Annotated in this window: 3 protein-coding genes; 2 read left to right on the top strand and 1 reads right to left on the bottom strand. The window is 34.2% G+C overall.

Annotation, left to right across the window (positions count from 1 at the left end; genetic code table 11):
- The first annotated feature begins 80 nt into the window (after positions 1-80).
- Positions 81-935, top strand: a complete 855-nt coding sequence (locus tag EAI80_RS12640) for an IS3 family transposase (protein ID WP_129982321.1) — start codon at positions 81-83, stop codon at positions 933-935.
- Here EAI80_RS12640 and EAI80_RS12645 read toward each other — a convergent pair.
- Positions 917-1216, bottom strand: a complete 300-nt coding sequence (locus EAI80_RS12645; RefSeq protein WP_129982322.1) for a hypothetical protein — start codon at positions 1214-1216, stop codon at positions 917-919. The two genes, EAI80_RS12640 and EAI80_RS12645, sit on opposite strands and share 19 nt — an antisense overlap.
- Before the next feature lie 211 nt (positions 1217-1427).
- Between EAI80_RS12645 and EAI80_RS12650 the strand changes: the two genes are divergently transcribed.
- Positions 1428-2525, top strand: coding sequence for a BMP family ABC transporter substrate-binding protein (locus tag EAI80_RS12650; protein ID WP_129982323.1), 1098 nt, complete (start codon positions 1428-1430; stop codon positions 2523-2525).
- Positions 2526-2696 lie beyond the last annotated feature (171 nt).

A 2696-nucleotide genomic window follows, 5' to 3' on the forward strand; every position in this document is an offset into this window, starting at 1 on the left:
GATGCTGTTGAAATATTAAAAAAAGCTATGAGCATTATAAGCAGCCAGTAAAAGTACTTTATGAGGCTATCAAGGAGTATCTGGAAGAAACTGCAGATGTCAGACGTGTCTCTTTAAGAGCTATAACTGAAATACTTGGTGTATCGAGAAGTGGATTTAAAAGCTGGCTCTGCAGAAAGCCCTCGGAATCCAGCAAGCGCAGGGATTCTGTAAAAAAAGAAATCAGCAAAATACATGAGGAAAGCCACGAGATTTATGGTGCACCAAAAATAACCGAAGAGCTCAAGAAAAAAGGACATGTGATATCGGAGAAAACAGTAGGAAATTATATGCATGAAATGCATATAAAAGCACATTACATAAAGCCATGGACAAAAACAACAGTATCAAAGAACTTCTCTAACAGATTAAGAAATATCTTAAAAAGAGACTTTGATCCAGCATCGCCAGATGCAGCATGGTGTACAGATATAACTTATATATGGACATATGATGATGGCTTTGTTTATTTAACAAGCGTAATGGACCTGTTTTCAAGAAAAATCATATCATGGGTGCTTACAAAGGATATGACAGCAGAATCAGTACTAGAAGCAATAAAGATAGCACAGAAGCGAAGAAATATAAGAAAACCAGTAATTATACATAGTGATAGAGGAATACAGTTCACAGGTGAACTGTATAAGGAAATAACAGAAAAAATGAAACGAAGCTATTCGAAAAAAGCATGTCCATGGGACAATGCATGTATAGAATCGTTTCATTCATTAATAAAAAGGGAGTGGTTAAATCAGTATAAAATTCAGAATTATGAAGATGCATATAAGTTAATATTTGAATATATAGAGACATTTTATAACACAGTAAGAATACATAGTCACTGTAATTATCAAAGTCCAAATCAATATGAAAAAAGTTATGTAAAGAGTAATTGAATTAGTAAAGAAATTTCAGTTTGACTGGTACTTTTTCTTGACGTAGTACCAGCTAACTGCCAGTAAAGAGAATAGCCAAGGCATCCTGCTTCATAGCCTGTCTTGATCTGAACATCATCACTGTCAACTGATTTCTTGGCGTTCTCAATGAACTTGATGATAAGACTGACATCTGCAGGAATCTTAGTTTCACCAATAATCTCACCAGTTTCTTTCAATAATGCACATAAACTGTATGTCTTCTTATGGACATCCATTCCAATATAAATTATACTTTTCATAGTGACCTCCTATTGTCGTTATGGTAACAACTCACTTTTTGTTTTCTATTCTTATTATGAGTTTAAATCCACGTTTTGACAACTAGGAGGTCATTTCATATTATCTATCTATTCGTTACAGCCCCTTTTTTGATTAATTGAGCTTTAACACTTTATAAAGTAGCAATAATGTGTTAAGATTAATGTATATCAAAAGGAGGAATTGAATAATATGAAAAAGCTTATGGCATCTGCTGTAGTACTTTCAATGGTACTCGTTGGCTGCGGTTCTAGTTCTAAAAAGAACACAAAAAAACCAGAAATCGCTTTGATTACTGACTCAGGAGGAATTAACGATAAGTCGTTTAACCAGTCAGCATGGGAAGCAGTAAAAGAGTATGGAACTAAAAATGATAAGGGTTATAAGTATTATAAACCTGCTTCATTCGATACTGCTGGTTATAAGGATCAAATCAAGAACGCTGTTGACAATGGTGCAAAAGTCGTTGTTTTACCAGGTTTCAAATTTGCTGCTGCATTAGGTACAATCCAGAATCAAGAAAAATACAAGGATGTTAAGTTCGTTGCGATCGACTTCACACCTACTGATGAAAAAGATAACGCTGTAGATGTTGCAGATAATGTTTACTGCGCAACTTATAAAGAACAGCAGCCTGGTTATTTAGCTGGTTATGCTGCTGTAAAAGAAGGCTACACAAAGATTGGCTTCATGGGTGGTATGGCACTTCCTGCAGTAATTAACTATGGTTATGGTTATTTACAGGGTGCTAACGACGCTGCAAAAGAATTAAATATTAAAGTTTCTGCAAAATATACTTACACAGGTACATTCAATGAATCACCAGAAATTAAGACTAAAGCTACTGGATGGTACAATGGTGGTACTGATGTAATCTTTGCTTGTGGTGGACAGATTTGTAACTCTATCTTCGCTGCTGCAGAAGATACAAACAAAAAGTCTATCGGTGTAGATAGTGACCAGAAAGATGATTCTAAGACTGTTATCACTTCAGCTATGAAGGGGGTTAAACAGACTGTATTAGACGAAATCACAAATGCTTTCAATGATAAGTTTGAAGGTGGCGCTCATGTATTAGGTGCAGAAGGTGACTACATTGGTCTTTCAACTGATTTCTCAAGATTAAAGAAATTCACAAAGAAAGATTACGAAAAAGTATTCAAAGATGTTAAAGATGGTAAAGCAAAAATTATTACTTACTCAGATGTTGATGAAAATGCAAAGGGTGATCCTAATACAAAAGTATTAAAGGATGCTTTAACTAACGTAACAGTATCTTACGAAAACTAAATAGAACTTATGGTAATTTAAAATAACTAGGGGTTTCCTATATTTTAATTATGGTAATTTAAAATAACTAGGGGTTTCCTAAATTTTAATTATCACGCAGTAAGGGGTGAATCTCACCCCTTATTTCTTTATAGTCTAGAAGTCTATTTCAGAAATATCTAAATCTAACGA

Origin of the sequence: Catenibacterium sp. co_0103, from assembly GCF_004168205.1 — a bacterium.
Lineage (GTDB): Bacteria > Bacillota_I > Bacilli_A > Erysipelotrichales > Coprobacillaceae > Catenibacterium > Catenibacterium mitsuoka_A.

What these genes read in the sequence shown, in the direction of transcription:
- EAI80_RS12645 (WP_129982322.1), bottom strand. Translation starts at nt 1,216, where the DNA reads ATGAAAAGTATAATTTATATTGGAATGGATGTCCATAAGAAGACATAC.
- EAI80_RS12650 (WP_129982323.1), top strand. Translation starts at nt 1,428, where the DNA reads ATGAAAAAGCTTATGGCATCTGCTGTAGTACTTTCAATGGTACTCGTT.